General features: G+C 68.8%; 30 protein-coding genes. 16 read left to right on the forward strand and 14 right to left on the reverse strand.

The genetic code is table 11. From position 1 onward, the window contains the following. Positions 1-25: 25 nt before the first annotated feature. The 8 genes from KXD96_RS09295 to KXD96_RS09330 all read left to right on the forward strand — a co-directional run bounded on the left by KXD96_RS09295 (position 26) and on the right by KXD96_RS09330 (position 8,820). Positions 26-1,444, forward strand: a complete 1,419-nt coding sequence (locus KXD96_RS09295) for a wax ester/triacylglycerol synthase family O-acyltransferase (protein ID WP_260744297.1) — start codon at positions 26-28, stop codon at positions 1,442-1,444. 44 nt (positions 1,445-1,488) lie between these two features. Beyond that, complete coding sequence (gene ppk2, locus KXD96_RS09300) at positions 1,489-2,349, forward strand: polyphosphate kinase 2 (RefSeq protein WP_260744298.1); 861 nt, start codon at positions 1,489-1,491, stop codon at positions 2,347-2,349. Then, positions 2,346-2,864: a DUF6912 family protein gene (locus KXD96_RS09305; protein WP_260744299.1), complete on the forward strand. Its 519-nt coding sequence runs from the start codon at positions 2,346-2,348 to the stop codon at positions 2,862-2,864. Before ppk2 ends, KXD96_RS09305 begins: the two co-directional genes overlap by 4 nt. Positions 2,865-2,960: 96 nt before the next feature. Then, on the forward strand, positions 2,961-4,112 hold the full coding sequence (locus KXD96_RS09310) for a ferredoxin reductase (RefSeq protein WP_260744300.1): 1,152 nt from the start codon (positions 2,961-2,963) through the stop codon (positions 4,110-4,112). Between the two features lie 96 nt (positions 4,113-4,208). Continuing rightward, the gene (locus KXD96_RS09315; protein ID WP_260744301.1) at positions 4,209-5,504 is read left to right on the forward strand and encodes a fatty acid desaturase; all 1,296 of its coding nucleotides are present in this window, start codon (positions 4,209-4,211) and stop codon (positions 5,502-5,504) included. A gap of 121 nt (positions 5,505-5,625) precedes the next feature. Continuing rightward, complete coding sequence (locus tag KXD96_RS09320; RefSeq protein WP_260744302.1) at positions 5,626-6,684, forward strand: AraC family transcriptional regulator; 1,059 nt, start codon at positions 5,626-5,628, stop codon at positions 6,682-6,684. A 76-nt stretch (positions 6,685-6,760) separates the two neighbouring features. Continuing rightward, a complete protein-coding gene (locus KXD96_RS09325; RefSeq protein ID WP_260744303.1) occupies positions 6,761-8,251 on the forward strand; it encodes an NAD(P)/FAD-dependent oxidoreductase in 1,491 nt (496 codons plus the stop codon). Positions 8,252-8,283: 32 nt separating this feature from the next. Further along, complete coding sequence (locus KXD96_RS09330) at positions 8,284-8,820, forward strand: hypothetical protein (RefSeq protein WP_260744304.1); 537 nt, start codon at positions 8,284-8,286, stop codon at positions 8,818-8,820. Here the strand turns inward: KXD96_RS09330 and KXD96_RS09335 are convergent. From KXD96_RS09335 to KXD96_RS09345, 3 genes are read right to left on the reverse strand one after another with little or no spacing between them, the layout of a single operon-like run. Continuing rightward, the gene (locus tag KXD96_RS09335; protein WP_260745599.1) at positions 8,817-8,951 is read right to left on the reverse strand and encodes a hypothetical protein; all 135 of its coding nucleotides are present in this window, start codon (positions 8,949-8,951) and stop codon (positions 8,817-8,819) included. The two genes, KXD96_RS09330 and KXD96_RS09335, sit on opposite strands and share 4 nt — an antisense overlap. 36 nt (positions 8,952-8,987) lie before the next feature. Continuing rightward, positions 8,988-10,076, reverse strand: coding sequence for an NmrA family NAD(P)-binding protein (locus KXD96_RS09340; RefSeq protein WP_260744305.1), 1,089 nt, complete (start codon positions 10,074-10,076; stop codon positions 8,988-8,990). Positions 10,077-10,095: 19 nt separating this feature from the next. Next, positions 10,096-11,271 carry an acetyl-CoA C-acyltransferase gene (locus KXD96_RS09345; protein WP_260744306.1) on the reverse strand — a complete coding sequence of 392 codons (1,176 nt, stop codon included), beginning with the start codon at positions 11,269-11,271 and terminating at the stop codon, positions 10,096-10,098. Positions 11,272-11,359: 88 nt separating this feature from the next. Between KXD96_RS09345 and KXD96_RS09350 the strand changes: the two genes are divergently transcribed. Beyond that, positions 11,360-11,833, forward strand: a complete 474-nt coding sequence (locus KXD96_RS09350; protein ID WP_260744307.1) for a helix-turn-helix domain-containing protein — start codon at positions 11,360-11,362, stop codon at positions 11,831-11,833. 82 nt (positions 11,834-11,915) lie between these two features. On the opposite strand, the gene rsgA is transcribed toward KXD96_RS09350, so the two are convergent. Together rsgA and aroA are read right to left on the reverse strand one after the other, a co-directional pair. Continuing rightward, entirely contained in the window at positions 11,916-12,896 is a 981-nt protein-coding gene (gene rsgA / locus KXD96_RS09355) for a ribosome small subunit-dependent GTPase A (protein ID WP_260744308.1), read from the reverse strand. Further along, positions 12,893-14,236, reverse strand: coding sequence for a 3-phosphoshikimate 1-carboxyvinyltransferase (aroA, locus tag KXD96_RS09360; protein WP_260744309.1), 1,344 nt, complete (start codon positions 14,234-14,236; stop codon positions 12,893-12,895). The genes rsgA and aroA overlap by 4 nt, the downstream gene beginning before the upstream one ends. Before the next feature lie 94 nt (positions 14,237-14,330). On the opposite strand from aroA, the gene KXD96_RS09365 reads away from it, so the two are divergent. Then, entirely contained in the window at positions 14,331-15,095 is a 765-nt protein-coding gene (locus KXD96_RS09365; RefSeq protein ID WP_260744310.1) for an SOS response-associated peptidase, read from the forward strand. A gap of 3 nt (positions 15,096-15,098) precedes the next feature. Here the strand turns inward: KXD96_RS09365 and KXD96_RS09370 are convergent, their stop codons facing one another. After that, a complete protein-coding gene (locus tag KXD96_RS09370; RefSeq protein ID WP_260744311.1) occupies positions 15,099-15,350 on the reverse strand; it encodes a hypothetical protein in 252 nt (83 codons plus the stop codon). A gap of 78 nt (positions 15,351-15,428) precedes the next feature. Beyond that, positions 15,429-16,277 (reverse strand): NAD(P)-dependent oxidoreductase, encoded by an 849-nt coding sequence (locus KXD96_RS09375; protein ID WP_260744312.1) that lies wholly within the window; start codon positions 16,275-16,277, stop codon positions 15,429-15,431. A 294-nt stretch (positions 16,278-16,571) separates the two neighbouring features. Here KXD96_RS09375 and KXD96_RS09380 point away from each other — a divergent pair, with 294 nt between their 5' ends. Together KXD96_RS09380 and rsrA are read left to right on the forward strand one after the other, a co-directional pair. Continuing rightward, positions 16,572-17,219 carry a sigma-70 family RNA polymerase sigma factor gene (locus KXD96_RS09380; protein WP_260744313.1) on the forward strand — a complete coding sequence of 216 codons (648 nt, stop codon included), beginning with the start codon at positions 16,572-16,574 and terminating at the stop codon, positions 17,217-17,219. Continuing rightward, positions 17,216-17,518: a mycothiol system anti-sigma-R factor gene (gene rsrA / locus KXD96_RS09385; protein ID WP_260744314.1), complete on the forward strand. Its 303-nt coding sequence runs from the start codon at positions 17,216-17,218 to the stop codon at positions 17,516-17,518. Before KXD96_RS09380 ends, rsrA begins: the two co-directional genes overlap by 4 nt. Before the next feature lie 6 nt (positions 17,519-17,524). Here rsrA and KXD96_RS28755 read toward each other — a convergent pair whose 3' ends face one another. Next, positions 17,525-17,599, reverse strand: a complete 75-nt coding sequence (locus KXD96_RS28755; protein WP_011728008.1) for a 50S ribosomal protein bL37 — start codon at positions 17,597-17,599, stop codon at positions 17,525-17,527. Between the two features lie 205 nt (positions 17,600-17,804). Here KXD96_RS28755 and KXD96_RS09390 point away from each other — a divergent pair, with 205 nt between their 5' ends. Continuing rightward, complete coding sequence (locus KXD96_RS09390; RefSeq protein ID WP_260745293.1) at positions 17,805-18,020, forward strand: biotin/lipoyl-binding carrier protein; 216 nt, start codon at positions 17,805-17,807, stop codon at positions 18,018-18,020. A 50-nt stretch (positions 18,021-18,070) separates the two neighbouring features. Next, on the forward strand, positions 18,071-19,591 hold the full coding sequence (locus KXD96_RS09395) for a sensor histidine kinase (protein ID WP_260744315.1): 1,521 nt from the start codon (positions 18,071-18,073) through the stop codon (positions 19,589-19,591). Positions 19,592-19,657: 66 nt separating this feature from the next. Here KXD96_RS09395 and whiB1 read toward each other — a convergent pair whose 3' ends face one another. Both whiB1 and KXD96_RS09405 read right to left on the reverse strand, forming a co-directional pair. Further along, positions 19,658-19,912 carry a transcriptional regulator WhiB1 gene (whiB1, locus tag KXD96_RS09400; protein ID WP_260744316.1) on the reverse strand — a complete coding sequence of 85 codons (255 nt, stop codon included), beginning with the start codon at positions 19,910-19,912 and terminating at the stop codon, positions 19,658-19,660. Positions 19,913-20,190: 278 nt separating this feature from the next. Beyond that, positions 20,191-21,156, reverse strand: a complete 966-nt coding sequence (locus tag KXD96_RS09405) for a diacylglycerol kinase family protein (RefSeq protein ID WP_260744317.1) — start codon at positions 21,154-21,156, stop codon at positions 20,191-20,193. An 81-nt stretch (positions 21,157-21,237) separates the two neighbouring features. Between KXD96_RS09405 and KXD96_RS09410 the strand changes: the two genes are divergently transcribed. Continuing rightward, complete coding sequence (locus KXD96_RS09410) at positions 21,238-21,687, forward strand: hypothetical protein (protein WP_260744318.1); 450 nt, start codon at positions 21,238-21,240, stop codon at positions 21,685-21,687. Here the strand turns inward: KXD96_RS09410 and KXD96_RS09415 are convergent. Genes KXD96_RS09415 through KXD96_RS09425 form a run of 3 tightly spaced genes read right to left on the reverse strand, consistent with a single transcriptional unit; the run spans position 21,639 to position 23,817 of the window. Beyond that, positions 21,639-22,115, reverse strand: a complete 477-nt coding sequence (locus KXD96_RS09415) for a GNAT family N-acetyltransferase (RefSeq protein ID WP_260744319.1) — start codon at positions 22,113-22,115, stop codon at positions 21,639-21,641. The two genes, KXD96_RS09410 and KXD96_RS09415, sit on opposite strands and share 49 nt — an antisense overlap. Further along, positions 22,112-23,209, reverse strand: coding sequence for an isochorismate synthase MenF (locus tag KXD96_RS09420; protein ID WP_260744320.1), 1,098 nt, complete (start codon positions 23,207-23,209; stop codon positions 22,112-22,114). The genes KXD96_RS09415 and KXD96_RS09420 overlap by 4 nt, the downstream gene beginning before the upstream one ends. Next, on the reverse strand, positions 23,206-23,817 hold the full coding sequence (locus KXD96_RS09425; RefSeq protein ID WP_260744321.1) for an acid phosphatase: 612 nt from the start codon (positions 23,815-23,817) through the stop codon (positions 23,206-23,208). Before KXD96_RS09425 ends, KXD96_RS09420 begins: the two co-directional genes overlap by 4 nt. A gap of 129 nt (positions 23,818-23,946) precedes the next feature. Here KXD96_RS09425 and KXD96_RS09430 point away from each other — a divergent pair, with 129 nt between their 5' ends. Further along, positions 23,947-24,747 carry a ParA family protein gene (locus KXD96_RS09430; RefSeq protein WP_260744322.1) on the forward strand — a complete coding sequence of 267 codons (801 nt, stop codon included), beginning with the start codon at positions 23,947-23,949 and terminating at the stop codon, positions 24,745-24,747. A 167-nt stretch (positions 24,748-24,914) separates the two neighbouring features. Here the strand turns inward: KXD96_RS09430 and KXD96_RS09435 are convergent, their stop codons facing one another. After that, positions 24,915-26,129, reverse strand: coding sequence for a hypothetical protein (locus KXD96_RS09435; RefSeq protein WP_260744323.1), 1,215 nt, complete (start codon positions 26,127-26,129; stop codon positions 24,915-24,917). Positions 26,130-26,138: the final 9 nt, after the last annotated feature.

Raw genomic sequence — 26,138 nt, forward strand, 5'->3', positions numbered from 1 at the left:
GATTCGATGAGGAGGACTGCGCCCTATGGTGACCCGGTTGTCCCCATCGGACGCGTCGTTTTTTCGGCTGGAAAACACGGCCACCCCGATGTACGTCGGCTCGCTGTCGATACTGCGCCGACCCCGCGCGGGGTTGAGCTACGAGACGCTGCTGGCCGCCGTCGAGCGGCGCCTGCCCCAAGTCCCGCGTTACCGGCAGAAGGTCCGGGAGGTGCGGGTCGGCTCGGCCCGGCCCGTCTGGATCGACGACGCCGACTTCGACATCACCTACCACGTGCGGCGCTCCGCGCTGCCCTCACCGGGCAGCGACGAACAGCTGCACGAGCTCATCGCCCGGCTGGCCGCCCGGCCGCTGGACAAGTCGCGGCCGCTGTGGGAGATGTATCTGGTCGAGGGCCTGGCCAAGAACCGGCTCGCCCTCTACACCAAGTCGCATCAAGCTCTGATCAACGGCATGACGGCGCTGGAGATCAACCACGTCATCGCCGATCGCACCAAACGCCCGCCGGCGCAACCCGAAGACATCTGGGTACCGGAACGCGACCCGGGTAACGCGCGGCTGATCTTCGGGGCCATCGGCGACTGGCTGGTGGGGCCGGGCACCCAGCTGCAGGCCGTCGGGTCGACCATCGGCGGCTTGGTGACCAACCACGGCGAACTCCTCGCCACCGGCCGGCGGGCCCTCGATTTCGCGCGCAACGTGGCGCGCGGCACCGCCCCCAGCAGCCCGCTCAACGCCACCGTTTCTCGCCATCGGCGGTTCACGGTCGCGTGCGGCAACCTCGACGACTACCGCACGGTGCGCGTTCGGTATGACTGCGACGTCAACGATGTGGTGCTCGCGGTGATCGCCGGCGCCCTGGGAAACTGGCTGATGTCGCGCGGAGTGGCGGTGTCACCAACCGCGACGGTGCGGGCCATGGCGCCGCTGCCCATCTACGCCGACGGCCAGCTCGACGCGCCCGGGCCCGGCCAGGCCATCAGCCAGGTGATGCCGTTCCTGGTCGACCTGCCGGTGGGGGAGCCGAACGCGGTGGTGCGGCTGTCGCAGATCGCGCACGCCACCGAGACCAACCCGACGGGAGCGCGCCTGGTGGACGCCAGGACCATCGTCACCCTGTCGGGATTTGCGCCACCCACGCTGCACGCCATGGGTATCCGCGTCGCCACCAGTTTCCCCAGCTTCTCCCGGCGGACGTTCAACCTGCTGATCACCAACGCGCCCGGGGCTCAGTCGCAGATGTACATCGCCGGCACCAAGTTGCTTCAGACCTACGCCGTGCCGCCGCTCCTGCACAACCAGGCGCTGGCCATCAGCGTGACGTCCTACAACGGCATGCTGTATTTCGGCATCAACGCCGACCGCGAAGCGATGAGCGACGTCGAGCTGCTGCCCGGACTGTTGAGCCAATCGCTCGAGGAATTGCTGGAACCTTCCCGGTAGTTAGTCGCGGTGAAAAGCGGTGGCCGGTTCTATCATTCGTTGCTGTGAGCACCGAGACAAAACGCCCGAGGGCGAAAACGGCGAAATCGACGGCGCCGAACGCGCCCAAGATCTCCGACGACGTATACCGGGCCGAATTGTTCCGGCTGCAAACGGAATTGGTGCGGCTGCAAGAGTGGGTGCGGCACACCGGGGAACGCCTCGTGGTCATCTTCGAGGGCCGCGACGGCGCCGGTAAGGGCGGAACCATCAAGCGGATCACCGAATACCTCAACCCGCGCGTCGCCCGCATCGCCGCGTTGCCCGCGCCGACCGATCGCGAGCGCGGCCAGTGGTATTACCAGCGCTACATCGCGCACCTTCCCGCCAAAGGCGAAATCGTGCTCTTCGACCGGTCGTGGTACAACCGCGCCGGCGTGGAAAAGGTCATGGGGTTCTGTACGCCGCAAGAGTATGTGCTGTTCTTGCGGCAGACGCCCATCTTCGAGCAGATGCTGATCGACGACGGGATCCTGTTGCGCAAGTATTGGTTTTCCGTCTCGGAGGCCGAGCAGTTGCGCCGGTTCAAGTCGCGGCGCAATGACCCTGTGCGGCAATGGAAACTGAGCCCGATGGACATGGAATCGTTGTATCGGTGGGAGGATTATTCGCGTGCCAAGGACGAGATGATGGTGCACACCGACACCCCGGTCAGCCCTTGGTACATCGTGGAATCGGACATCAAGAAGCACGCACGGCTGAACATGATGGCGCACCTGCTGTCGACCATCGAATACCACGACGTCGAACGGCCCCACGTCAGACTGCCCAAATCCCCGGTGGTGAGCGGGAACTACCAGCGCCCGCCGCGTGAGCTGTCCCGCTACGTCGACGACTATGCGGCCACGCTGATCGGGGACCGATGACGCTCGTCTACATTCCGGCCACCCTGGCCATGTTGCAGCGGCTCGTCGCCGACGGCTCGTTGATGCCCGTCAACGGCACCGCGTTCGCCCTGACGCCGGCGTTGCGCGAGTCCTACGCCGAGGGCGACGACGACGAACTCGCCGAGGTCGCCCTGCGCGAGGCCGCGCTGGCGTCGCTGCGCCTGCTGGCCGGCTCGGAAGCCGAGGCGGCCGACCCCGGCAAGTCCCTGCCGCTGCGGCGCGCGGTGCTGGCCGCCGAGGTCAGCGACGTCACCTACCGCCCGGACCTCGACGACGCCGTGGTGCGGCTCGGCGCGCCCGTGGCGCTCGAGGACGTGATCGCCGCCTACGTCGACAACGCCGCGGCCGAACCGGCCGTGACGAAGGCGATCGAGGTCATCGACGAGGCCGACCTGGGCGACGAGGATGCCGAGCTGATCGTCGGCGACGCTCAGGACCACGATTTGGCCTGGTACGCCAACCAGGAACTGCCGTTTCTGCTGGAGCTCCTGTAAGGCCCGGCGGGGGATCGGCCGGAGGCCCGGATGTGATGCAACCCAAGCCGTCGAGCCTGGATACGGTGCCGTAACTTACGGTACCGTAGGGTTTCTATGGCCAAGAAATCGGCATCCCTCTCCGCGCAGGTCGTGGACACCAAACGCCCCGTCGTCGCGGGTGCCGACCGGCATCCCGGCTGGCACGCGCTGCGCAAATTAGCCGCCCGCATCACCACCCCGCTGCTGCCCGACGACTACCTGCATCTGGCCAATCCGCTGTGGTCCGCGCGCGAACTGCGCGGCCGCGTCCTCGAGGTGCGCCGCGAGACGGAGGATTCCGCGACCCTGGTGATCAAGCCGGGTTGGGGCTTCAACTTCGACTACCAGCCCGGCCAGTACATCGGGATCGGCCTGCTGGTCGACGGACGCTGGCGCTGGCGCTCGTATTCGCTCACGTCCAGCCCGGCCGAAACGTCCGGATCCGGCTCGGCGCGCACGGTGGCCATCGCCGTGAAGGCGATGCCCGAAGGGTTCCTCTCGACCCACCTGGTGGCGGGGGTCGAGCCCGGGACCATCGTGCGGCTGGCCGCGCCGCAGGGCAACTTCGTCCTGCCCGACCCGGCGCCGCCGTCGATCCTGTTCCTCACCGCCGGATCCGGGATCACGCCGGTGATGTCCATGCTGCGAACACTGGTGCGCCGCAACCAGATCGGCGACATCGTGCACGTACATTCAGCCCCCACCGAATCCGACGTGATGTTTCGCACCGAGTTGGCCGCGCTGGCCACCGACCATCCGGGCTATCGCCTACTGCTGCGCGAAACCCGCGCCCGGGGTCGGCTCGACCTCGCCCGGCTCGACCAGGAGGTGCCAGACTGGCGCGAGCGCCACACCTGGGCCTGTGGGCCGGAGGGCATGCTGAGCCAGGCCGAGAAGATCTGGTCGGCGGCGGGCATTCCGGACCGGTTGCACCTGGAGCGGTTCGCGGTGTCCAAGGCCGCGCCGGCCGGTGCCGGCGGAACGGTCACCTTCGCCCGCAGCGGGCGTTCCGTCACCGCCGACGCCGCGACGTCGTTGATGGACGCGGGCGAGGGCGCCGGCGTGCAGATGCCGTTCGGCTGTCGAATGGGTATCTGCCAGTCGTGTGTGGTTAGCCTCGTGGACGGCCACGTCCGCGACCTGCGCACGGGCGCGGAACACGATCCGGGTACCCGGATTCAGACCTGCGTGTCGGCCGCCTCGGGCGATTGTGTGCTCGACATCTGAATGCTACTCACAGGTAACCTACGGATTCGTAGGTTACGATAGCGTAGGTCTGCACCTGGTTGGGAAACGGACAATCGACCGTAAGGGAGGAAGACGATGGCGATCACCGACGTCGACGTATTCGCCCATCTGACGGACGCCGACATCGAAAGCCTGGCCGTTGAGCTGGACGCCATCCGCCAGGACATCGAGGACTCACGCGGGGCGAAAGACGCCCGCTACATCCGCCGCACCATCGCGGCGCAGCGCGCGCTGGAGGTGGCCGGCCGGCTGATGCTGGCCGCCGGTTCGCGCCGTTCGGCTTGGTGGGCGGGGACCCTCACCCTGGGCGTGGCCAAGATCGTCGAGAACATGGAGATCGGCCACAACGTCATGCACGGCCAGTGGGACTGGATGAACGACCCGGAGATCCACTCCTCGACGTGGGAGTGGGACATGAGCGGGTCGTCCAAGCACTGGCGCTACACCCACAACTTCGTGCACCACAAGTACACGAACATCCTCGGGATGGACGACGACGTCGGCTACGGCCTGCTGCGCGTCACCCGTGACCAGCCCTGGAAGCGCTTCAACATCTTCAACCTGGTGTACAACACCATGCTCGCGCTCCTCTTCGAGTGGGGCGTCGGCCTGCAGCACGTGGAGATCGGCAAGATCGTCAAGCGCCGGATGGACAACGAGGAAGCCCGGCAGCGGGTGGACGAGTTCCTGGCCAAGGCCGGCCGGCAGGTGGTCAAGGACTACGTCGCGTTCCCGGCGCTGACCGCGCTGTCGCCCGGCGCGACGTACCGATCCACGTTGAAGGCCAACGCGGTTGCCAACATGATCCGCAACGTGTGGGCCAACGCCGTCATCTTCTGCGGCCATTTCCCCGATGGCGCAGAGAAATTCACGAAGACCGACATGGTCGGCGAGACCAAGGGGCAGTGGTACCTGCGCCAGATGCTGGGCAGCGCCAACTTCGAGGCGGGGCCCGCGCTGCGTTTCATGAGCGGCAACCTGTGCCACCAGATCGAGCACCACCTGTACCCCGACCTGCCGAGCAACCGGCTGCACGAGATTTCGGTGCGGGTGCGCGAGGTCTGCGACAAGTACGACCTGCCGTACACCACCGGCTCGTTCCTGGTGCAGTACGCCAAAACCTGGCGCACGCTCGCCAAGCTGTCGCTGCCCGACAAATACCTGCGCGACGACGCCGACAACGCGCCGGAGACCCGTAGCGAGCGCATGTTCGCCGGACTCGAGCCCGGTTTCGCGGGCGCCGATCCGGCGACCGGCCGGCGGCGCGGGCTGAAGACCGCCATCGAGACCGTGCGCGGCTGGCGGCGCGCCAAGCGCGCGCAGCGGGATGCGCGGCGGGCGATCGGCGGCGCGGACGACCTGGCGGCCTAGCCGTTCCGCGCCGAACGTGTACCCAGCGCGAAATCTCGGGCTATTTCTCGCCGTGACTGCACGTTCGGCGCGGCGGATGGTCTAGCCGACCGGCGCACCGTCGTTCGCCATACTGGGATGCGTGCAGGTGTTCGCCGGATCGCACGTGTCGCACTGGGACTTCCCGCGCAGCATGGCCAGCGTCGCGTTGATGGCCGAGTTCGGTTGCGAGAACGGGCTTGCCGTGGCGGACGTGCTCGCGGGGACCGGCCTGTCGGAGGCCGACCTGCGCGATCCCAACCGGATGATCGTCGGGCGCCAGGAGCTGGCGGTCGTGACGAACCTGGTCAACCTGCTGGGCGACCCCGCCGACCTCGGGGTGCGGGTGGGCGGCAGCTATCACGTCGGGTCGCTGGGCATCTTCGGTTTCGCCTGCCTGACCAGTTCGACGCTGGGCGATGCGGTCCGGTTCGCGGCCCGGTTCTACGAGCTGAGCTACGGGTTCTGCCTGCCGAGCGTCACGGTGGAGGGGCCGGAGGCGGCGATGCGGCTCGACCTGCCCGACCTGACCGGTCCGGTGGCGGAGTTTCTGGTGCGACGCGACCTGGCGGCCATCGCCCGGGTCATGGCCGAGCTGCTGGGCCGTCCCGTGCCGTTCACCTCGATCGAGTTCACGGGCCCGGCGCCGTCGTCGGACGCCTTGGCATGCAAGGCATTCGGCGTGACTCCTCGCTACGACGCGCCGGCCAACGTGGCGCGCTGGCCGGCCGCCCTGCTCGACGACCCGCTTCCCCATTCCAGCGAGATCAGCGTGGCCATGTGCGAGCAACAGTGCCGCGCCCTGTTGGAACGCCGCCGGCAGCGGACCGGTGTCGCCCGGCGAGTCCGTGAGCGACTGGCGTCGATCGACGGCGAGCCGCACACGATCGCGGCGGTCGCCCGGCACTTGGCGATGAGCGAGCGGACGCTGCGGCGGCGGCTGGCCGAGGAGGGCACGACCTTTCGCGACCTGGTCGACGAGGTGCACCGGGTGCTCGCCGAGGAGTTGTTGGCAACGGGCGCCCTGTCGGTGGAGGACGTCGCGCTGCGGCTGGGCTACGCCGAGGCGACGAGCTTCATCGCCGCGTTCAAGCGGTGGACGGGCACGACTCCGGCGCGCTATCAGCGTTCGGTCGCGCCCCGCGCCCGGAGGGCCGTCTGAGGCGTGGCCGGAATCATGGATTTGCCGACCGCAATCGGCTGCCGCTGACGTGCCCTGCGCTCCTACCGTGTGAATCATGACTTCGACTCGTCCCCGCGTGTTGGTGATCGGCGCCGGCTTCGGTGGCCTCGCCGCCGCGTACGAACTCTTCCGGGACGGTCTCGCCGACGTGACGGTGCTGGAGAAGGCCGAGGACATCGGCGGCGTCTGGCGGGAGAACACCTACCCCGGCGCCGCCTGCGACGTCCCGTCGAACCTGTACTCCTACTCCTACGCCCGCAAGACCGACTGGGGGCGCCGCTACGCCGAGCAGTCCGACATCCTCGGCTATATCCACGACACCGCCGACCGGTTCGGCCTGCGGCAGCTGGTGCGCACCGGGGTGGAGGTCACCTCGGCCTGCTACGACGACGGCACCGCGACCTGGCGGGTACAGACCGCCCGCGGCGAAACCTTCGAGGCCGACGTCCTGGTGCCCGCAGTGGGCCAGCTGTCGCGGCCGGCGCTCCCGAACATCCCCGGACTCGAGAGGTTCGCGGGCCCCTCGTTTCATTCGGCGCAGTGGCGCCACGACGTCGACCTGGCCGGCAAGCGCGTCGCGGTCCTCGGCACCGGCGCGTCGGCGATCCAGTTCGTCCCGCGCATTCGCCGAATCGCTGGGCATGTCACCGTGTTTCAGCGCTCCGCGCCGTACGTGATCCCGAAGCCGGACCGCGCCTACACCGACGCGCATCACGCCGCGTTCGGCAAGGTGCCCGGGTTCGCCGCCGCCATGCGAGGGGTGATCTGGGGGATCTCGGAGTTTTTCGGGCTCGCGCTGACCAAGTTCGCCCCGCTCGCCCGGCTGCTGGGCGTGCTGGCGTCGGCAAACCTCAAGTGGCACATCAAAGATCCGGTGCTGCGGGCGAAGCTGACTCCCGATTACCCGATCGGCTGCAAGCGCGTGCTGTTCAGCAACGACTGGTATCCGGCGCTGGCCAGCGACAACGTCGACGTCGAGACCGAGGCGATCACCGAGGTGACGACGACCGGCGTGCGCACCGCCGACGGCCGGCTGCATGAGGTGGACGTCATCATCTACGGCACCGGGTTCAAGGCCACCGAATTTCTTGCCCCGATGACGATCACCGGCCGCCACGGACAGGACCTGCGCGCCGAGTGGGCCGGCGGGGCCCACGCCCATCTCGGCATGGCCGTGCCCGGTTTCCCGAACATGTTCCTGATCTACGGCCCGAACACCAATCTCGGCAGCAGCTCGATCATCCTGATGATGGAGCAGCAGGCGCGCTACATCCGCCAGATCACCGAGGAGCTCGCGCGCGGGGGCGTGGCCCGCGCGTTCGAGGTCCGGCGCGCCGTGGAGCAGGCCTACGACTCGGAGGTGCAGTCCCGGTTGGACGCCGGGGTGTGGACCGCCTGCGACTCCTGGTATCGCACCGCCTCGGGCCGGGTCACCACCAACTGGCCGGGCCTGGTGCACGAATACCAGCACCGCACAAGGACAGTGGCGCTCGCCGACTACGAGCAAGTCCTGCCCGAGCGCGCGGCGAAGAAGGTCGGCGCCTGACCGGTTCGGCGGCGGGGACTACGCTCAAAAACATGCTCGCAGCGTTTGGATTCGAAACCATGGGGGTGGTCGTTGGGGACATGTTCTTCGTCGACCCGCGCCCGCTCGAAGGTCAGGAAACCCCGGAACGGGGAGTCAGGCTGGAATTGCGCCTCGTCGACCGGGGCGAGCCGCAGGGGTCGATCTACGCCGGCGTCCCGATCGCCTTCAACCGCCCGGTGTGGCGGGTGGATCTCTTCGGCTCCACCGAGAGCCCGCCGGGCACGCTGGACCGGGCCCATCACCACCCGCGTTTCGACGGCTGGGAACCGGGACGCCGGAACTTCGTGCCCGAGCTGTCCGCCGATCCGGTCGCCTGGCTGGCCGATCAGCTGGCCGACCCGGCCACCGTGCTGGCGCGGGCGGGCGTCGACCCCGACGAGGTTCCCGAAGCCGATAAGGCCGGCCTGGCCGCGGCCGCGCCGGAGATCGTCGCCACGGTGAAACGGATGCTCGACGGCGTGCGCGACGGGGAATTGGCCCCGGCGTCCGCCGAGCCGGTGGCGGCCGCCCGCACCGGCTGGCTCTAGCCAGTCACCGCGATCTCGTCGATCGGGACGGGCCGCTCGCCGATGTCGGCGAGCAATGCGGCGAGCAGCTCGTCGTAGCTCTTGGCGCTGTCGTAGCGCACCAGCCCGATCGCTCGAATACGAAAGTCCATGTCTTCTCGTACTTTTCAGGACCGATAGCGCGCGGCCTACAACGCCCCTGTCCTCATATCTTCGCCAATCTTCAGGATCGGCGTCGCGTTGCCCGGTTGAACCCTCTCCCAAAGGCCGCCCTTCCCCAGCGCTTTCCCTAACCGGTCCTCCCTCCGGAACCACTCCTGCGCAGTCCTGATCCGATTCGGGTGAATCTCATCGAGCAGCTCGTAATCGCGTTTGACGACCCCGTACTTCCACAGATTCCAGAATCCCGTGAAGTTGTCGCGGACGTTCATGGTGCTCTTGTCGTTTGGGTCCGCGTTGTACCCGGCCGGCATGTCCGCGATTCGACTGAGGGGACCGTCGCGCCAGTAGATGTCCAGATCGGTGTCGATGTAGCGTGCCGGATGTCCGGTGACCTTCTCAAACGCCGCGGCAAGATCCGCATAGGCGATATGGTCGATAGCGACTTCGAGATTGATGCCGTTCGCGCGCTCGGGATGGTCGAAAAGCCAACGGACATAATATCCGCAATCATCAAGAGCCACATGGGGCACAGCTCCCGCACCGAGCGGGACCCGCCACGTCAAGACGCCGTCTTCGACGGTAGGCGACATGGGTGTCCCGGGTGAGATCACCATCTCGATGTAGGGGCCCGACGTGAAGACCGCGGCTCCCATCCGATCACCATTGGCTTGATTCTGGAACAGGATCCACTCACCCACCCGGCCCTTGCCGTCATAATGGCCGGTGCGGAATCGAGAGTCATATCCTGACTTTTTGAGCCCGTAGTCGAGGTTTCCATAGACGAAGAATTTGATTCCTTCTTCGATGGCTATCTCGTAACTGCGGATGGCCCAATACATCTCGGATTTCTCACCGCTGTTGAACCCGTCAATATTGACGAATGCCGCGTCACAACCGCGGAATCCTTCCCGCAGGGTCGCTTCGTCGGCGAACGAGCCTTCCAGCACGGAGACATTCTCGAGGGCGAGGAGGTCCTTGGCTCGTCGGGAGGCGGAATCGCGGCTGAGGAATCGAACGGAATACTTCTTGTCGGCGACAAGGGCACGGATGACGGGAATGCCTTGGGCTCCGGTGCCACCGATGACGAATATTTTCGAGATCGTGTGAGACGACATTGTCTATGCCTCCTGCTCGCTAGCCCAACCGCTCGATGATGGTCGCGTTGGCCATGCCGCCGCCCTCGCACATCGTCTGCAGCCCGTACCGCCCGCCACGCTGCTCGAGCGCGTTGACCAGCGTGGCCATGATGCGGGCGCCGCTGGCGCCCAACGGGTGACCGATCGCAATGGCGCCGCCGTTGACGTTGGTCTTGGCCAGATCGGCTCCGGTGTCCTTGGCCCACGCCAGGACGACGGGCGCGAACGCCTCGTTGACCTCGAACAGGTCGATGTCGGCCAGCGTCAGCCCGGCGCGCCGCAGCACCTTTTCGGTGGCCGGGATGACCCCGGTCAGCATGTAGAGCGGGTCCGAACCCACCGCGGTCGTGGTGTGGATGCGGGCCAGCGGGCGCAGGCCGAGGTTCTTGGCGGTCTCGCTGGTGGTGATCAACACGGCGGCGCTGCCGTCGGAGAGCGGTGAGGAGTTGCCCGCGGTGATCGACCAATTGATCTGCGGGAAACGGGCTTTCATCGCTTCGCTGTAGAACGCGGGCTGCAGCCCGGCCAGCGTCTCGACCGTGGTGCCGGGCCGGATGAACTCGTCGGTGGCCAGCCCGGCGATCGGGATCAGCTCGTTGTCGAACAGCCCGTCCTTGGTGGCGCGGGCGGCCTTGTCGTGGCTGCCGGCCGAGAACTCGTCGAGCTGGGTGCGCGAGAGGCCCCACTTCGCGGCGATGAGTTCGGCGCTGATGCCTTGCGGCACCAGGCCTTCGGGATAGCGCCGCGTCATGTCCTGGCCGAAGGGGTTACTGCCCGGCAGCACCGAGGTTCCCATCGGGACACGGCCCATCGATTCCACACCGGCGGCGATGACGAGGTCGTAGGCGCCGGCGAGCACCCCCTGGGCGGCGAAGCTGATGGCCTGCTGGCTGCTGCCGCACTGCCGGTCGATCGTGACGCCGGGAACCGACTCGGGGAATCCGGCGCCCAGCAGCGCGTTGCGGGCGATGTTGACCGCCTGGTCGCCGACCTGGGCGACGGCGCCGGCGATGACGTCGTCGATGTGCGCCGGGTCGACGCCGGTGCGCGCCACCAGTTCACGCAGGCTGTGCGCCAGCAGGTCGGCGGGCAGCACGCCGTGCAGAGCGCCGCTGGGCTTGCCCTTGCCGATGGGGGTGCGGACGGCTCCGACGATGACGGCATCGCGGTTCATGGCTTCTCCTCGCCTCTGAGTACATATCTCTATACCCAGCTAAACACCTAGGTATGCTTAATGCAACCCAGATGGGGAGGTGATGTGCGTGACACTGCTGCAGGGACCGCTCGCCGACCGCGACGCGTGGTCGGCCGTGGGCGAGTGCGCGATCGAGAAAACGATGGCGCTGGTGGGCACCAAATCCGCGATGCTGATCATGCGCGAGGCGTACTACGGCACCACGCGCTTCGATGACTTCGCCCGCCGGGTGGGTATCACCAAGGCCGCCACCTCGGCCCGGCTGTCCGAGCTCGTCGAGCTGGGGCTGCTGAAGCGGCAGCCGTACCACGAGCCGGGGCAGCGCCGCCGTGAGGAATACGTGCTCACCGAGGCCGGCCTCGACTTCATGCCGGTGGTGTGGGCGATGTTCGAGTGGGGCCGGCGCCACCTGCCCGGCCGTCACCGCCTCCGCCTGACCCATCTCGGGTGCGGCGCCGACGCCGAGGTCCAAATACGTTGCACGCGAGGGCATAAGGTACCGCCCGCCGAGCTCGGCATGCGGCTGGCTAAGCCTGGTTGAGCGCCCGGCTCGCCCCGAGCGACCGCAAGTGTACGCCTGGCACGGCGTGTTGCTGTACAGACACGGACGCTCGGCGGGGAAGTTAAGCCTGGTTGAGCGCGGCCAGCAGCCGGCGGGCCGCGGCCACGCGGCGGACGGCGGGGCCGGACAACGTGTCCAGCGCGCATTCGGGGTCGGCCGGTGGGCCCATGTGCCCGCAGCCGCGCGGGCAGTCCTCGATCGCCTCGGCCAGGTCCGAGAAGGCCATCAGCACGTCATCGGGCTCGATGTGCGCCAATCCGAACGAGCGGATTCCCGGGGTGTCGATCACCCAGCCGGATCCTTCCAATGGGAGCGCCACCGATTGGGTCGAGGTGTGCCGCCCCCTGCCGATCTCCGTCACCTCGCCGACGGCCCGATCCGCCTCGGGCACAAGGCGATTCACCAGTGTTGATTTGCCGACGCCGGAATGCCCGAGCAGCACGGTGATCTTGCCGGCCAACAGGTCGGCCACGGCCAGCAGGGGATCGTCGACGCCGGCGGCGACCACCGTCAGGTCTAGGTCCACGAAGTGCTCGGCGAACGGTTCCGGCGGGGCGAGGTCGGTCTTGGTCAGGCACAGGATCGGGGTCAGTCCGCCGGCATACGCGGCGATCAGCGCCCGGTCGACCAGGCCGGTGCGCGGTGGCGGGTCGGCCAGCGCCACCACGATCAGCAGCTGATCGGCGTTGGCGACCACCACCCGTTCGGTCGGGTCGGTGTCATCGGCAGTGCGCCGCAACACCGTTCGGCGCTCCGCGCGCCGGACGATGCGGGCCAGGGTGTCCGGCCGCCCGGACAGGTCGCCGACCACGTCGACCTCGTCGCCGACCACGATCGGGGTGCGGCCCAGTTCGCGCGCCCGCATGGCGGTGACCCGGCGTCCGGGGTCGCCGCCCAGCACGCATCCCCAGCGGCCCCGGTCGACGCTGACCACCATCGCCGCCTCGGCGTCGGCGTGCTCGGGGCGAGTCTTGGTGCGCGGTCGCGAGCCCCTGCCGGAGCGGACCTTGACGTCGGACTCGTCGTAATCGCCGGGCCTCAAATATCGGACTCCGGCTTGATTGTCCGACTCCTCCTCGGGCCGCTCGCGCGGCCCGCATCGTCATCGGACTCCAGCATCTGCGCCCACAGCTGCGGAAACTCCGGCAGCGTCTTGGAGGTGGAGCCGATGTCGTCCACGACGACCCCGGCCACCCGCAGCCCAACGATCGCGCCGGCCATCGCCATCCGGTGGTCGGCATAGGCCCGCCAGACGCCGGGCCGCAGCGGTGTCGCGGTGATCACCAGGCCGTCGGGCGTCTCGGTGCAGTCGCCGCCGAGGTTGTTGATCTCGGTGCGCAGCGCGGCGAGCCGGTCGGTCTCGTGGCCGCGCAGGTGGCCGATGCCGGACAGGCGCGACACCGACCCCGGCGTCGCGAGCGCGGCCAGCGCCGCCACCGACGGGGTCAGCTCGCCGACGGCGCGCAGGTCGACATCGAAACCGTCGTATTCCGCGGACCCCTGCACCTCGAGGTACGAATCACCTCGGGTGACAACGGTATTCAGCTTGGCAAGTACGGCCAAGATGTTCTCGGCCGGTTGCACGCTGACCGCCGGCCAGCCGGTGATGCGCACCGTTCCGCCGCTGACCACGGCCGCCGCCAGGAAGGGAACGGCGTTGGTCAGATCCGGTTCGACCTCCCAGTGCCGGGCCGCGACCGGGCCGGGGCGCACCCGCCAAACGTTGCGAACCGAGTCGTCGACGTCGATCCCGGCCTCGCGCAGCATCACCACCGTCATGGCGATGTGCGGCGCCGACGGCAGCGTCGCACCGGTGTGCCGCACGGTCAGTCCCTCCGTGAACGATGCTGCGCACAGCAGCAGCCCGGACACGAATTGCGACGACGCGGAGGCGTCGATGTCCACGGTGCCGCCGGTGACCGACCCGCTGCCGTGCACCCGGAAGGGCAGGCCGTCACCCTCGATCGGCACGCCCAGGCCGCGCAGGGCATCCAGCAGCGGTGCGATGGGCCGCGCGCGGGCCTGCTCGTCCCCGTCGAACTCGACCACCGTTTCGGCCAGCGCCGCCAGCGGCGGGACGAAGCGCAGCACCGTGCCGGCCAGGCCGCAATCCACGCGCGCCCCGGGGGCGGGGGCGATCCGGCCGCCGACCGTCAGCTCGGACCCGGCGCCGTCGACGCGCAGGCCCAGGGTGCGCAGCGCGCCGATCATCAGGTTGGTGTCCCGGCTGCGCAGCGCCCCGCTGATGGTCGGCGTGCCGTGGCCCTGCGCGGCGGCCAGGGCGGCCAGCACCAGCGCGCGGTTGGTCTGCGACTTCGAGCCCGGAACGGTCACCGTCGCGCGCACCGGTTTCGGCGCGCTGGGGGCCGTCCACATGCTCACCGGTCCATCATTGCGTGTCGCCGCGTTCTGCCACCAATGGGAGTGCGTGGCTCTGCCACCAATGGGAGTGCGTGGCTCTGCCACCATGGAAGGTATGTGTGGACGGTTCGCGGTCACCACGGATCCGGCGCTGCTGGCCCAGAAGATCAAGGCCATCGACGAGGCCACGGGCGCCTCGGAGAGCGCCGGGGCGCCCAACTACAACGTGGCGCCCACCTCGACCATCGCGACCGTCGTGAGCCGGCACACCGACCCGGACGACGAGCCCACCCGTCGGGTGCGGCTCATGCGCTGGGGCCTGGTGCCCCCGTGGGCCAAGGCCGGGTCCGACGGGGCGCCCGAGACGAAGGGCCCGATACTGATCAACGCCCGCGCGGACAAGGTCACCACCTCGCCCGCGTTCCGGTCGAGCGCCAAGTCGAAGCGGTGCCTGATCCCGATGGACGGCTACTACGAATGGCGCGTCAACCCCGACGCGGCGGTCGGCAAGAAGTCCCGCAAGACACCGTTCTTCATGTACCGCGAGGACGGCGAGCCGCTGTTCATGGCGGGGCTGTGGTCGGTTTGGAAACCGGCCAAAGACGGTCCGCCGCTGCTGAGTTGCACGATCATCACCACCGACGCACCCGGCGAGCTGGCCGAGATCCATGACCGCATGCCGCTGGTCGTGCCCGAGCGGGAGTGGGACCGCTGGCTGGACCCGGACGCCCCGGCCGACGAAAAGCTCCTCACCGCCCCGCCCGACGTGCGCGGCATTCGCATGCGCGAGGTCTCGACGCTGGTCAACAACGTCCGCAACAACGGGCCGCAGTTGATCGAGCCGGCCGAACCGGAGCCCGAGCAGGCCAAGCTGCTCTGAGGCTCAGTTGCTCAAAACCAGCTTCCAGTTGCCGTTGACGTTGCGGTCCGGGACGCACCAGAAGTTGTTCCAGTTTCCCGGGGTCGAGGCCTTCACGCCCGGGCCGGCGTCCTGGCAGGCCGCGCGGGTCGGGTAGTTGCCCTCGGTCTGGATCGTGTCGGCGTGGCCGACGCCCACGCCGGCCGTCATCAGTCCGGAGAAAGCCAGCACACCGGCGGCGACAATCGTCGCGGCGCGGGATCGCTTCGTCGTCATGGCGCGAGCGTAACGCCAGGGCGAAGAATCGGCCCGGTTTTCGCGACGGCGCCACATTCGCGCGGCTAAGCCCCGCTTTTACGGACCCGTGTACCCCGGTGGGTTGACGCCGTCCACCCAGAAGTCGACGCCGAGCTGCCCGCCCGGCACGCAGTTGTAGACCGACAGGTCGGTGACGCCGGACTCCAGCAGCACGTCCTCGCACAGCAGGGTGTTGCCGGTGTATTCGCGGGCGGGCTTGTTGAGGATGACGTAGGCCGCGTCGGAGTACACCTCCGGCTTGCGGGCACGGGCCATCGCCTCGTCCCCGCCGAGCAGGTTCTGCACCGCGGCGGTGGCCACCAGAGTGCGCGGCCACAGGGTGTTCGACGCGATGCCCGCCTCGCGCATCTCCTCGGCGATGCCCAGCGCACACAGCGTCATGCCGAACTTGGCCATCATGTACGCGGTCGGCTTCAGCCACTCCTTGCCGAGCAGCACGGGCGGCGACAGCGTCAGGATGTGCGGGTTCTTCGCGGCCTGCAGGTGCGGGATGCAGGCCTGCGACACCGCGTACGTGCCGCGCACCTGGATGCCGTTCATCAGGTCGAACCGCTTCATCGGCACCTCGGTGATGGACCCGAGGTTGATCGCCGACGCGTTGTTGACGCAGATGTCGATGCCGCCGAACTGCTCGACGGTCTTGGCCACCGCGGACTCGACGGACTCCGGGTCGCGGACGTCCCCGACGATCGGCAGGGCCTGCCCGCCGGCTTCCTCGAGCTCCTTCGCCGCGGTGTACACCGTGCCCGGCAGCTTCGGGTGGGGCTCGGCGGTCTTGGCGATCAGGGCGATGTTGGCGCCGTCTTGGGCCGCGCGCTTGGCGATCGCCAGGCCGATGCCGCGGCTGGCTCCGGAGATGAACATGGTCTTGCCATTCAGGGACATGGCGCCACATTAACGTCCTGCCGCGCTCGCCCGGATCGGGCCACGGATTCCGCCGGAAATAGCACGTCGGCCCACGCTGTTAAAGCAATCGTTCTGCAGGAGTTAACTGGGCGCACCCGGGCAGACAGTGTCGGTGGCAGCCTCTAGATTGGGAGGAGCGGTTTAGTGTCAGCGGCGACGAGCCTGTTGGACCGTCCAATGGGTGCCGAGCAGTTGGCTTGTTTGCTGGCAAGCCCGGTGGCGCTTTCAGTGCTGTCCGGTGACACCGCAGCAGAAGGGACCGGGGAAATCGACATGGCCGACACCGACGGCGCGACAGCACAGGAGATTGCCGACCCCGGCCCGCAGGAGACCGATGCGGAGCTGATGGCGCGCTTCGAGCGCGACGCGATTCCGCTGCTGGACCAGCTCTATGGCGGTGCGCTGCGCATGACGCGCAATCCCGCCGACGCGGAGGACCTGCTGCAGGAGACCATGGTGAAGGCCTACGCGGGGTTCCGGTCCTTCCGGGCGGGCACCAACCTCAAGGCGTGGCTGTACCGGATTCTGACCAACACCTACATCAACAGCTACCGCAAGAGGCAACGCCAGCCGGCCGAGTACCCCACCGAGGAGATCACCGACTGGCAGCTGGCGTCCAACGCCGAGCACTCGTCCACCGGTCTGCGCTCGGCCGAGGTCGAGGCGCTCGAGGCGCTGCCCGACGACGAGATCAAGGAAGCGCTGCAGGAGTTGCCGGAAGAATTCCGGATGGCCGTCTACTACGCCGATGTCGAGGGATTCCCATACAAGGAAATCGCCGAGATCATGGATACGCCCATCGGGACGGTAATGTCACGGCTGCACCGCGGCAGACGTCAACTGCGTGGGCTGTTGGCTGACGTGGCCAAAGAGCGGGGCTTCAACCGCGGCCACCAAGCGCACGAGGAGGTGTCGTCATGAGCGAGATTTCCGGCCCCGGCGACACGTGCCCCAACGACGACGACCACGGCGCCGTCGGCTGTGCCGAGGTGATCCGCCAGGTCTGGCTGCTGCTCGACGGTGAATGCACGCCGGAGTCGCGGGACCAGCTGCGCCGCCACCTTGAGGCGTGTCCCGGTTGCTTCAAGCATTACGGCCTCGAGGAGCGGATCAAGGCGTTGATCGCCAACAAGTGCCGAGGCGAGAAGGCCCCCGAGGGCCTGCGCGAGCGGCTACGGCTGGAGATCCGCCGGACCACCATCATCCGGGGTACGCAGTAGCGGTCCTCAGGCGTTGGGCCGCTTGCCGTGGTTGGCTTTGCTGTGCTTGCGGTCGCGCTTCTTACGGCCCCGTTTGGCCATGGTCGAACCTCCAGTGATTGGTCTGCGATCCGGGCGCCCGGCGCCCGTGAGCCTGCCGCACAGTCTCTCACGGAAGTCGGGCGCGGCGACAACGGCCCGTGCGCCGCGGTAGGAAGCCGTCCTGTGGTTCGATATACCTGAGCTCGACGAGAAGCTTGATGGACCAGCAGCCAGCCTGCGCAATGGCCGAATGAGTGGGGTGAAGATGGCCGAGGATGTTCGCGCCGAGATCGTCGCCAGCGTGCTCGAAGTCGTGGTGACCGAGGGTGACCAGATCGGCAAGGGCGACGTCGTGGTGCTGCTGGAGTCGATGAAGATGGAGATTCCCGTCCTGGCCGAGGTGGACGGCACCATCAGCAAGGTGAGCGTCTCGGTGGGCGATGTCATCCAGGCCGGCGACCTGATTGCTGTGATCAGCTAGCCGTTGGATCCGTCCTGTCTGCTGCCGGGGAATGGCCCGGGGAGTGAGTGATGTCGACTCTCGGTGATCTGCTTGCCGAACACACCGTGCTGCCGGGCAACGCGGTGGACCACCTGCACGCCGTGGTGGGGGAGTGGCAGCTGCTGGCGGACCTGTCGTTCGCCGACTACCTGATGTGGGTTCGCCGCGACGACGGCACGTTCGTGTGTGTGGCGCAGTGCCGGCCGAACACCGCGCCCACGGTGCTGCTCACCGACTCGGTGGGCAGCGTCGTGCCCGCCGACCGGCTGCCGCTCGTCGCGGAGACCTTCGAGTCCGGCACCGCCCAGCGGGACGGCCTTGCGAGACAAGGGGATTCGTGGCTGCCAGGCCCGCACGTCGAGGCGTACCCGGTGCGCTACGGCAGCCGGGTGGTAGCCGTGCTGACCCGGCATCAAACCGCCGTCGCGGCCGACCGCGCGTCCGGGCAGCTGGAGACGGCCTACCGGGACTGCGCCACCGATCTCGTGCACATGCTCGCCGAGGGCACCTTCCCCGACGTGGGCGACGTGGTCATGTCGCGGTCCACCCCGCGGGCGGGCGACGGCTTCATCCGGTTGGACGTCAACGGCGTCGTCACCTACGCCAGCCCCAACGCGGTGTCGGCCTACCACCGGATGGGCCTGACCACCGAGCTGGAGGGCCGCAACCTGGTCAAGGTGACGCGGCCGCTGGTCTCCGACCCATTCGAGGCGCAGGAACTGGCCGAACACGTGCTCGACCTGCTGGCCGGTGGGCGGAGCATGCGGATGGAGATCGACGCCGGCGGCGCGACAGTGCTGCTGCGGACGCTGCCGCTGGTGGTCGACGGCGCCAGCGCCGGTGCCGCGGTGCTGATCCGCGACGTCACCGAGGTGAAGCGCCGCGACCGGGCCCTGATCTCCAAGGACGCCACCATCCGCGAGATCCACCATCGGGTGAAGAACAACCTGCAAACGGTGGCGGCGCTGTTGCGCCTGCAGGCCCGCCGAACGGCCAACGCCGAGGGGCGCGAAGCCCTGATCGAGTCGGTGCGCCGGGTCTCGTCCATCGCGTTGGTGCACGACGCCCTGTCGATGTCGGTCGACGAGCAGGTCAACCTCGACGAGGTCATCGACCGGATCCTGCCGATCATGAACGACGTGGCGTCGGTGGACCGGCCGATCCGGATCAACCGGGTCGGGGACCTGGGCGTGCTGGACTCCGACCGGGCGACGGCCCTGATCATGGTGATCACCGAACTGGTTCAAAACGCGATCGAGCACGCATTCGACCCGGCCGGAGGTGGGGGTCCCCCCGCTCGCGGGGGCGGCTCGGTGACCATTCGCGCCGAGCGTTCGGCGCGCTGGCTCGACGTCGTGGTCCACGACGACGGCCGCGGGCTGCCGCAAGGCTTCAGCCTGGAGACGTCCGACAGCCTCGGTCTGCAGATCGTGCGGACGTTGGTGTCGGCCGAACTCGACGGCACGCTGGCCATGCGGCAAGCCCCGGCCCGCGGCACCGACGTGGTGCTGCGGGTGCCGATCGGCCGGCGGACCCGGCTGGTGTTGTAGGTGGACAGCGAACACAACAGTGCGGCCCCGACTTTCGTCGGGGCCGCACTGTGTGGTCTAACCGAGTCAGACTCCGCTACGGGCCTTCGTCCGGGCGTTGCGACGCTTGAGTGCGCGCCGCTCGTCTTCACTCATGCCGCCCCAGACGCCCGAGTCCTGGCCGGTATTCAGGGCCCAAGAGAGGCAGTCCGTGGTCACCGGGCACCGATTGCAGACCAGTTTCGCGTCAGCGATCTGCGTGAGCGCCGGGCCGCTGTTCCCTACCGGGAAGAACAGCTCCGGGTCCTCGTCCCGACAGACCGCCTTGTGGCGCCAATCCATAAGTTGTTACTCCTCACTGAGTGCGCAGCAAGGCGCACGGCCAATTTCTTCGGCTGTTAACGCGTGCACAAGAAAAGGGTCCGTACCCCTATCAAATTTCTGCATGCAACCTTTTGATCGTTTCACAGGCCCAACAGAAGTCAATAGCGTGAGTTCGCTCGTGGGCAATCTCACTTTGATCGTCCCGTAGCCGGGCCATTACACCGTTGTACTACACTCGCGTCCCGACCCCGGGAGAGTTTTCGCCGCCTGGCCCGGACGCTCTTCGTTATCGCAGCTCAGAGGGGATTTTTTCGGGGAGGCGCGACCACGGCCAGCGCATCCGGGACCGCCCGGAAAGTCATGCTTTCGCGCACGCCGAGGTAGTCGCCATCGAACTGGCAGGCAACCGGGCCCCCGGTCGAGGTGACCCGCAAGCAGGGCACGTCGTCTTCGGTGATGAGGTGGTCGAACGCGAACTTGGGCCGTTTGGCGAACATCTGCCGCACGATGCGCAGGGTGGGGATTGTTTTCATGCTGGTGGGCGCGAACACGCCCAGCCCCGTCTCGAACGTGCAGCCGGGATTGGTCCATACCGGCCGGTTGTTGGCGAACGTCCATGGGCTGGAGTTGGAGACGAACACGAAGCTCACCCCCGGGATCGGTTCGCGGCCGGGCAGTTCGAGCTGCAGCATCGGTTCGCGGCGCGTGTAGCCCCACACTGCGGGCACGGCCGCGCGGATGTAGCGCCACGCGGTGACCTTGCCGCCCTTGTCGCGTTCGGCCTCGACCGCGGCGACCACCTCGGCGTCGACCCCCATCCCCGTGTTGAACACGGCCCACCGCTCCCCGCAGTCGATCAGCCCGATGCGGCGCCAGGTCTGGTGGTGGCGGTAGTCGTCGAGCAGCTGGATGAGCTGGTTGGTGGCGGCCACCGGGTCGGGGGAGATACCCAGCGACCGCGCCAGCACATTCGCCGAACCCCCGGGAACCACCGCGAGCGCCGGCACGGGACCCGTCGGTACCGATCCGGGGCGGCCGAGCAGGCCGTTGACCACTCCGCTGACCGTGCCGTCGCCGCCGTGCACCACAACCAGGTCGACGCCGTCCGCGACCGCCTTCTCCGCGAGTTCGGTGCCGTGGCCGCGGTGGTTGGTGTGTTCCACGGTGAGTTGCAGGCGGCTCTTGAGCGCGTGCGCCAGCAGGTCGCGACCGGCCGGGGTGGTGGAGGTGGCTGTGGGGTTGACGATCAGCACGGCGCGCATGAGGCACGAGCTTATGCGCGCCGGTTAAGGCCGCGCTGTGGGGAACTCCCGGCCGGCCGGCGGGTGACTACGCTGACGCGGGTGACAGTCTTCCGCCACAACCCGGGCAGCGCGCCGGCCGCCGTGCGCGGCGCCGGGCTCCTCGTGGTGGCGCAGGGGGTGGCCGCGCTGGTCATGGCGGCGGTGCTGGCCGTGCGCGGCATTGCCGGGACCGACCAGCGCGTGGTCAACGGTTTGGGCACGGCCGTCTTCTTCGCCCTGGCCGGGGCGGCGGTGCTGGCCGCCGGACGCGCACTCGTCCTCGGCAGGCGCTGGGGGCGCGGGCTGGCCGTCATCACCCAGCTGCTGTTACTGCCGGTGGCTTGGTACCTCGCGGTGAGCTCGCATCAGCCGGCCTTCGGGATTCCGGCCGGCGTCGTAGCGCTGACCGCGCTGGGCCTGCTGTTCAGCCCCGCGGGCGTGCGCTGGGCCGCCGGTGGCGATCAGCGCGACTCCGCCAACTCGGCCAACCGGGGCCCGGACAGCCGATAGGTGGTCCACTCGGGCTGCGGTTGGCCGCCGACGCCGTCGTACAGCGCGATGGCGTCGGCGTTCCAGTTCAGCACCGCCCACGACAACCGGGTGTAGCCGCTGTCGAGGCATTCGGCCGCCAGCGTCGCCAGCAGCGCGCGGGCCAGGCCGCGACGGCGGAACTCCGGCCGTACGAACAGGTCTTCTACGTAGACGCCTGCCACGCCGTCCCACGTGGAGAAGTTGAGAAACCACAGCGCCATCCCGGCGACCTCGCCGCCGACGTCCGCTATGTGCCCGTACACCGTCGGGGTCGCACCGAAAAGCGCTGCGGTAATTTGTTTTTCGGTGACCGTGCATTGGTCCGCGGCGTTTTCGAATTCGGCCAGTGCGCGAATCATTGCGGTAATCGCGGCGGCGTCTTGTGGCGTGGCGCGGCGAATGGTCATTGCTCGACGTCCAATGCGGTGAGGATGGTGGCGAATTTCGTCGTCGTTTCCGCGACTTCCTCATCGGGGTCGGATTCGGCGACAATACCGCCACCGGAGCGGGCGAGCGCGGTGCGGCGGTCCGCCGACAGCTGCGCACACCGGATGGACACCACCCAGCATCCGTCGCCCCGCGCGTCGCACCAGCCCACCGTCCCCGCGTAGAAGCCGCGGTCGCCGTCCATCTCGGCGATGAGCTCGAGCGCGGCCTTGGTCGGCACCCCGCCCACCGCCGGGGTGGGATGCAGCGCCAGGGCCAGATCGATTGCGGTGGTTGAGGTGCCGCGGAGCCGGCCGTCGATGGGGGTGCATAGGTGCCACACCGCCGCGGTGCGGCTCAACTCGGGTTCGGCCGCGATCGTCAACTCGTCGCACAGCGGCTCCAGGGCGGTCCGGATGGTCTCGATCACCAGCTGATGCTCGTGCCGGTCCTTGGCGGAACCGGCCAGCGCGGCGCCGTTGGCGGCGTCGACATCCGGGTCGGCCGCGCGGGGTGCCGAACCGGCGAACGGCCGGCACGTGACACGGTCCCCGGAGCGCGCCACCAGCAGCTCCGGGCTGGCGCCCACCAGCGCCACGCCCGCGTAGTCATCGCCGGCGGCGGTCAGGTCGACCAGGTAGCCGTATGCGGCCGGGTCCGCGGCGATGAGCCGGCGCAGGATGACGCGGGCGTCCAGGGGAGCGTCGGCGACCAGCCTTAGCGCGCGGGACAACACCACCTTGCGCAGCGGGCTGTCCGGCGCCCTCAGCCGATCGCGTGCCCGGCTGACGCGGCACCGGTAGTCGGACGGTGCAGGGTCGGCGGCGGCGACCCGCACCCGGGGCAGCGGGCCAGTCGGCCAGTCCGGCGGCGCGTCGCTGCGGCGCACGGCGCCCGGTGTCAGCAGCGCCGCGGGCCGATTGACGTCAAAAGGTAACGCGCCCAACACTATTGGCGACGACGCCGACCGCAGGGCGTCTTGCGCCGCTGCCACTTCGCGGTAGCGCGCCCGCACCCCCTCGGCGACCAGGGTTTGCTTAGGTCCGCACAGCGCGAACGGCGGCTGGGCGCTCACCCGGGCTTGATCGCCTGTGGCTGGCTGGTCAATCCGAGCGCGGCGAGCTGTCGCACGCCATGCTCGAAGCCGCATACGGCGATGGAGCCGGCCAGCATCCAGAACCGGCTGCCCTCGACGAGCGGCAGCTCCACCCAGCGGGTGATGACCGAGCGGGAGAAGTGGCTGTGGCCCACGAACACCACGTCTCGCGAGCTCATGTGCTCCAGCGCGAACGCCACGGCGCGGTCGGCCCGGTCGCTCACCTGCGCCACGCTCTCGCCGCCGGGGCAGCCGTTCGTCCAGACCAGCCAATCGGGAACCGATTCGTGGATCTGCGGGGTGGTCAATCCCTCGTAGGAACCGTAATCCCACTCGGCCAGCAGTGCAGAGACCTCGTCGACGGCGAGCCCGGCCAGCTTGGCTGTGGTTAGGGCGCGTATGCGCGGGCTGCTGACCACCAACGGGTCCGCCAGGTTCAGCTCGCGCAGGACACGGCCGGCGAGCTCGGCCTGGACGCGGCCGGTGTCGGTGAGCTCGAGGTCGGTGCGACCCGTGTGCCGGCCGGATTTCGACCACTCCGTCTCGCCGTGGCGGAGCAGGACCAAGCGGTGGTTGTGCAAGCCCATATCGACCGATTCTGCCGGACGACATGCCGGGGCCCCGCTCGAGTCACTGCCCGCAGCGCGCGGCGAGCGAACGTGCCAGGATGGGCACTGTTGACCCATGGCGACCATGCAGAGGGGAGAGCCGCGCCTATGGCTAAGGCCCGGGTATTGGCGGTGGCCAACCAGAAGGGCGGCGTCGCCAAGACGACGACGGTCGCCTCCCTGGGCGCGGCGATGGTGGACGAGGGCCAACGGGTGCTGCTGGTCGACCTGGATCCGCAGGGCTGTTTGACCTTCTCGCTCGGCCACGATCCCGACAAACTCCCGGTGTCGGTGCACGAGGTGCTGCTCGGTGACGTCGAGCCCAACGCCGCGCTGGTCACCACGATGGAGGGGATGACCCTGCTGCCCGCCAACATCGACCTGGCGGGAGCCGAGGCGATGCTGCTGATGCGCGCCGGCCGCGAATATGCGCTCAAACGCGCGCTGGCCAAGCTCTCCGACGACTTCGACGTGGTCATCATCGACTGTCCGCCGTCGCTGGGCGTGCTCACCCTCAACGGGCTGACCGCCGCCGACGAGGTGATCGTGCCCCTGCAATGCGAGACGCTCGCGCACCGCGGTGTCGGCCAGTTCCTGCGCACCGTCGCCGACGTCCAGCAGATCACCAACCCGGAGCTGCGGCTGCTGGGCGCGTTGCCGACGCTGTACGACTCGCGGACCACCCACACCCGCGACGTGTTGCTGGACGTCGCCGACCGCTACAACATGCCGGTGCTGGCTCCGCCGATTCCGCGCACCGTGCGTTTCGCCGAGGCCAGCGCCTCGGGCTCGTCGGTGATGGCCGGGCGCAAGAACAAGGGCGCGTCGGCCTACGCCGACCTGGCGAAGGCGCTGCTCAAGCACTGGAAGACCGGCAAGCCGCTGCCGACGTTCGCCGTCGAGGTCTAGCCCGTTCGAGCGTGCGCGTGCGGCTTCGAGCGTGCGCCTAACGGCTTTGAGCGTGCGCCTACGGCTTTGAGCGTGCGCCTACGGCTTTGAGCGTGCGCCTACGGCGCGGCGCATCGGCGTGTCACCGCCCTGAGCGCACACGCGATGCCCTGAGCGCACACGCGACGTCAGCCCAGGGCCACCACGCTGTCGCCCCGCTGCTCGAACACCCGCGAACCCGCGACGGCCAAGACGACCGCGCGGTCGCTCGGCGCCCGGTTCACCGGGATGTAGCGCTCGTTGGCGCCGCTGACCGGGTCGTAGACCCCGATCGCGCCGGTCACCGGCACCAGCAGGCGGCCGGCCATCATCGCGCCCGGCCCCAGCGGCGCGGTCCTGTCGCCGGCGGCGATGGTGTAGCGCAGCGCCAGGTTGGGCGTCTGGAAAGCCATGACGGAATCGCCTGTCCACCAAGTGATCACGCTGCCCGCGTGCGAGACCGCCCCCGGGCCCGACGGCCGTTTGGGCAGCAGGATGCTCGACACGGTGGTGCCGGTCTCGTCGATCACGTCCACCCGGGGCTGCGGCGAGGGCAGGTACACCGCCGTGTTGGTCTCCCACACGGTGAGCACCCGGGCGCCCGAGTCCGCCGTGACCCCGGGTTCGGCCACGATGCGTTGCTGGGGTTCGTCGTCGTCCTTGCCCGGCCGCAGCAGCACCAGCCGCAGGTCGGCCTGGTTCACGCAGCTCTCCAGCGCCGAAACCGCCGACGAGCTGGCCGCCGCCGAGACCAGCTTGCAGCCGGAATTCAGCCCGCGCGCCGAGGGCTTCACCCGGGCGTCGGTCTCGCCGTAGGCCACCATCCGGACCATGTCCGAGCGCCAGAGTTCCAGCCGGGTGTCGCCGGCCGACAACACGGTCGTGCCGTCGGAGGACAGCTGGATGTGCGGGTCGGCGTAGCCGCTGCGGGCCGGCCCGCGGCGACCCGTGGACCCGTCGAGCGTGCTCACCTGCCCGCACCCGCGGTCGTCGGAAAACACGGCGACGGCGAAGTGGTAGATCCAGGAGACCCCACACAGGTCGCTGCCGCGCTGGTAGCTCCAGCGGGACTGGCCCGAGTCCGGGTCGCGCCCGTCGACGCGTCGGCCGTCGCCGGTGACGACGGTCCCGCCGACCGCCACGGGTGCGGTGGTGGCGGGACTGGCCGCGGTCCAGAGCTCTTTGAGCGTGGCGGGCACCTGTCGGGCCGGGTTCGGGTTAGTTGCCGCGACGGCGGCCGGCCGGCTGATGGTGGCCCTCGCGTCGCTGGTCCACCAGACCAGCGACGCGACGACGGCGACGACGACAGCGATCGCCACGGCGGCCAGGACGTCGCCCTTGGTCCGGCGTTCGGGTCTGACCATCCGTCGGCG

Source organism: Mycobacterium sp. SMC-2, from assembly GCF_025263485.1.
Classification (GTDB): Bacteria; Actinomycetota; Actinomycetes; order Mycobacteriales; family Mycobacteriaceae; genus Mycobacterium.

What these genes read in the sequence shown, in the direction of transcription:
- KXD96_RS09295 (WP_260744297.1), top strand. Translation starts at nt 26, where the DNA reads ATGGTGACCCGGTTGTCCCCATCGGACGCGTCGTTTTTTCGGCTGGAA.
- KXD96_RS09305 (WP_260744299.1), top strand. Translation starts at nt 2,346, where the DNA reads ATGACGCTCGTCTACATTCCGGCCACCCTGGCCATGTTGCAGCGGCTC.
- KXD96_RS09310 (WP_260744300.1), top strand. Translation starts at nt 2,961, where the DNA reads ATGGCCAAGAAATCGGCATCCCTCTCCGCGCAGGTCGTGGACACCAAA.
- KXD96_RS09315 (WP_260744301.1), top strand. Translation starts at nt 4,209, where the DNA reads ATGGCGATCACCGACGTCGACGTATTCGCCCATCTGACGGACGCCGAC.
- KXD96_RS09325 (WP_260744303.1), top strand. Translation starts at nt 6,761, where the DNA reads ATGACTTCGACTCGTCCCCGCGTGTTGGTGATCGGCGCCGGCTTCGGT.
- KXD96_RS09330 (WP_260744304.1), top strand. Translation starts at nt 8,284, where the DNA reads ATGCTCGCAGCGTTTGGATTCGAAACCATGGGGGTGGTCGTTGGGGAC.
- KXD96_RS09335 (WP_260745599.1), bottom strand. Translation starts at nt 8,951, where the DNA reads ATGGACTTTCGTATTCGAGCGATCGGGCTGGTGCGCTACGACAGCGCC.
- KXD96_RS09340 (WP_260744305.1), bottom strand. Translation starts at nt 10,076, where the DNA reads ATGTCGTCTCACACGATCTCGAAAATATTCGTCATCGGTGGCACCGGA.
- KXD96_RS09345 (WP_260744306.1), bottom strand. Translation starts at nt 11,271, where the DNA reads ATGAACCGCGATGCCGTCATCGTCGGAGCCGTCCGCACCCCCATCGGC.
- KXD96_RS09365 (WP_260744310.1), top strand. Translation starts at nt 14,331, where the DNA reads ATGTGTGGACGGTTCGCGGTCACCACGGATCCGGCGCTGCTGGCCCAG.
- KXD96_RS09370 (WP_260744311.1), bottom strand. Translation starts at nt 15,350, where the DNA reads ATGACGACGAAGCGATCCCGCGCCGCGACGATTGTCGCCGCCGGTGTG.
- KXD96_RS09375 (WP_260744312.1), bottom strand. Translation starts at nt 16,277, where the DNA reads ATGTCCCTGAATGGCAAGACCATGTTCATCTCCGGAGCCAGCCGCGGC.
- KXD96_RS09380 (WP_260744313.1), top strand. Translation starts at nt 16,572, where the DNA reads ATGGCCGACACCGACGGCGCGACAGCACAGGAGATTGCCGACCCCGGC.
- rsrA (WP_260744314.1), top strand. Translation starts at nt 17,216, where the DNA reads ATGAGCGAGATTTCCGGCCCCGGCGACACGTGCCCCAACGACGACGAC.
- KXD96_RS09390 (WP_260745293.1), top strand. Translation starts at nt 17,805, where the DNA reads ATGGCCGAGGATGTTCGCGCCGAGATCGTCGCCAGCGTGCTCGAAGTC.
- KXD96_RS09395 (WP_260744315.1), top strand. Translation starts at nt 18,071, where the DNA reads ATGTCGACTCTCGGTGATCTGCTTGCCGAACACACCGTGCTGCCGGGC.
- whiB1 (WP_260744316.1), bottom strand. Translation starts at nt 19,912, where the DNA reads ATGGATTGGCGCCACAAGGCGGTCTGTCGGGACGAGGACCCGGAGCTG.
- KXD96_RS09405 (WP_260744317.1), bottom strand. Translation starts at nt 21,156, where the DNA reads ATGCGCGCCGTGCTGATCGTCAACCCCACAGCCACCTCCACCACCCCG.
- KXD96_RS09415 (WP_260744319.1), bottom strand. Translation starts at nt 22,115, where the DNA reads ATGACCATTCGCCGCGCCACGCCACAAGACGCCGCCGCGATTACCGCA.
- KXD96_RS09425 (WP_260744321.1), bottom strand. Translation starts at nt 23,817, where the DNA reads ATGGGCTTGCACAACCACCGCTTGGTCCTGCTCCGCCACGGCGAGACG.
- KXD96_RS09430 (WP_260744322.1), top strand. Translation starts at nt 23,947, where the DNA reads ATGGCTAAGGCCCGGGTATTGGCGGTGGCCAACCAGAAGGGCGGCGTC.
- KXD96_RS09435 (WP_260744323.1), bottom strand. Translation starts at nt 26,129, where the DNA reads ATGGTCAGACCCGAACGCCGGACCAAGGGCGACGTCCTGGCCGCCGTG.